The sequence below is a fragment of the Nocardia sp. NPDC051911 genome, assembly GCF_040681035.1.
Lineage (GTDB): Bacteria > Actinomycetota > Actinomycetes > Mycobacteriales > Mycobacteriaceae > Nocardia > Nocardia sichangensis.
In genome coordinates, this window is record NZ_JBFAXY010000010.1 from 115,235 (window position 1) to 117,647 (window position 2,413).

The 2,413-nt window shown below is 72.0% G+C and carries 3 protein-coding genes; all 3 read right to left on the minus strand.

Annotated features, from left to right (window positions below):
• Positions 1-134: 134 nt before the first annotated feature.
• Positions 135-968 (minus strand): ABC transporter ATP-binding protein, encoded by an 834-nt coding sequence (locus AB0L97_RS14950; RefSeq protein WP_364429369.1) that lies wholly within the window; start codon positions 966-968, stop codon positions 135-137.
• A gap of 136 nt (positions 969-1,104) precedes the next feature.
• On the minus strand, positions 1,105-1,908 hold the full coding sequence (locus AB0L97_RS14955; protein ID WP_355078765.1) for a peptidyl-tRNA hydrolase: 804 nt from the start codon (positions 1,906-1,908) through the stop codon (positions 1,105-1,107).
• Positions 1,905-2,216 carry a protease inhibitor I42 family protein gene (locus AB0L97_RS14960; RefSeq protein WP_364429373.1) on the minus strand — a complete coding sequence of 104 codons (312 nt, stop codon included), beginning with the start codon at positions 2,214-2,216 and terminating at the stop codon, positions 1,905-1,907. The genes AB0L97_RS14955 and AB0L97_RS14960 overlap by 4 nt, the downstream gene beginning before the upstream one ends.
• Positions 2,217-2,413 lie beyond the last annotated feature (197 nt).

Genomic DNA, 2,413 nt, shown 5'->3' on the forward strand with positions numbered 1-2,413 from the left:
GCCGGAGCGAAGGCGGAGGTACGCACAACGCGCACGGCCGGAGCGAAGGCGGAGGTACGCACAACGCGCACGGCCGGAGCGAAGGCGGAGGTACGCCTGACGCACCCAAACTGCGCGATCGCACGCCGTCCGAGTCAGCGGGTGCGGTGACTGCCCGCCCGCCGCGAACGCCGCGCGAAGTAGCGGCCGTCGACTCGATCCAGGGCGATCGACTGGCGGAAGGCGTCGCTGAGGTTCTCGGCGGTGAGCACGTCGGAGAGCAGGCCCTGCGCGACCACTTCGCCCTCGTTGAGCAGCAGGCCGTGGGTGAATCCGGGTGGGATCTCCTCCACGTGGTGGGTGACCAGCACGATCGCGGGCGAGTCCGGATCGGCGGCGAGATCGCCGAGCCGCTCCACCAGTTCCTCGCGGCCGCCCAGGTCCAAGCCCGCGGCGGGCTCGTCGAGCAGCAGCAGCTCGGGATCGGTCATCAGCGCGCGGGCGATGAGCACGCGTTTGCGTTCGCCCTCCGACAGCGTTCCGTAGGTGCGGTCGGAGAGATGTTCGGCTCCGAGGCTTTCCAGCATGTCGATGGCGCGATCGGTGTCCACGTCGTCGTAGCGCTCCCGCCAGCGGCCGAGCACCGCGTAACCCGCGGACACCACCAGATCGCTGACCTTCTCGTCGGTCGGAACCCGGCTGGCCACCGCCGCCGACGACAGCCCGATGCGCGGGCGCAGCTCGCTGATGTCCACCTTTCCGATGCGCTCCCCGAGCAGATGGGCGATGCCCGCGGTGGGATGCAGTTCGGCGGCGGCCATACGCAGCAGCGAGGTCTTGCCCGCGCCGTTGGGGCCGAGGACCACCCAGCGTTCGTCGAGCTCGACCTGCCAGGTGACCGGCCCGACGAGAGTACGGCCGGAGCGGCGGACGGTCACGTCGGTGAAATCGATGAGCAGATCGGGATCCGGTTGCGGCACGCGCTCCATCTTGGCCCACCCCGGGGGGCACTTGCCAACGCAGGGAGGGAAAACCGGCCCGGTCGGTCGATCTGTGCTGGAACGCCGCCGTCCCGGCCGGATCGGCCGCACCGACCGACACGCGCGCCGCGCCGTAGCGGAGGGTTCACCAGGACCGGGCGGGCACCGCGATCACCGTCATGGAGCCCGGCGCCACTTCGGTGTATCCCGCGTCGCGCACCGCGATCGCCGCGCCCTCCGCCACGTGCTCGGCCAGCGACGCCCAGCGCCGCGGGTCGGCCTCGCGGACCGCGCAGCGGAAGCCGAGTTCCGCCCAGCGCAGCGCGTGCTCCACCGGCAGCGCACCGGCCAGCAGCATGCTCGCGTGACCCACCTGCGCGGCGGCCTTGCCCAACGTCATCCCGAGCCCGGCGTTCACCCACAGCACCGGCAGTTCGGGATCGGGCGGGCCGGGCTCGTCGTGCGTGAGGTCGGTGCCGCCGATCTGCAGACGCTTGATTCGCGGGTCGACCTGCCCCACCGGCCCCGGGACCAGCGCCCGCGCCTGCGCGCCGTCGATCTCCACCGTGACGCCCGCGACAGCGCAAGTCGCCTGCCACTGTGCGCCGCGAGCGCGCCGAGCCACCTTGCGGATCCGGGAGCGCTTCCAGGCCAGATAGCGTTCTTCCCACTCGCCGCCCGGCCCGACTCGCTCGTCCAGGCACAGTGCCACCGCGGCCGACGCGGCGGCGGCGAGCAGCGCACTGCGCGGCGGCGGGTCGCTCTTCGGCAGATGCAGGACCATCTGCATCGCCTGCACCATGGCCGGGTCGTCCGGATCGCCCGCGCCGTAGCCGCCGGCCAGCTCCGCGTGCCGGGCCCGGAACCCGTCGACGTCCGACGCCGTTGCCACGCCGCGGATCTCGCCGTTCTCACGCACTTCGGCGCCGCATTCCGGAATGCTCGTCATCGCTCCACCTCGATCGTCGACGAAAACGTCCGGGCCGGTTCGGAACCCGGCTCCCACGGACGCGCGTACTCCATCGTCAGCGGCGACGCACGGGACGCCACGCCGACGAAACTCCACACCCACGTCCTGCCCGCGCCCGGCGCGGGTGGGTCGGGTTCGAGATCCGCCGCTCCGTCCTGCTTCGCCACGGCCGCACCGGCTTTCGCGATACTCCCCGAGTAGGCGGTGGACGGATTCGCGGGGTGCGCGATCACCAGCCGCCGCCCCATGCGCGGTGGTCGCTGTTGTCGACCCCCCGCTTCGCTCATGCGGACAACGGAATTCGCGGACTCTGTCGTCAGATCCGGCACGCCGCACCCCGCCGCCGATCCGGCGGGCAGCACAAGCAGGGACTTGCGCACCCGTCCTCCGATCGCCGCATGATCAACAGCAGCGAGCCTACCGATGCGGGCGTACCTCCGCCTTCGCTCCGGCCATGCGCGGAGTCACCGACCGACTACGTCCG

Excerpts from the sequence above, each read along its gene's own strand:
- AB0L97_RS14950 (WP_364429369.1), bottom strand. The coding sequence starts at position 968 with ATGGAGCGCGTGCCGCAACCGGATCCCGATCTGCTCATCGATTTCACC.
- AB0L97_RS14960 (WP_364429373.1), bottom strand. The coding sequence starts at position 2,216 with ATGAGCGAAGCGGGGGGTCGACAACAGCGACCACCGCGCATGGGGCGG.
- AB0L97_RS14955 (WP_355078765.1), bottom strand. The coding sequence starts at position 1,908 with ATGACGAGCATTCCGGAATGCGGCGCCGAAGTGCGTGAGAACGGCGAG.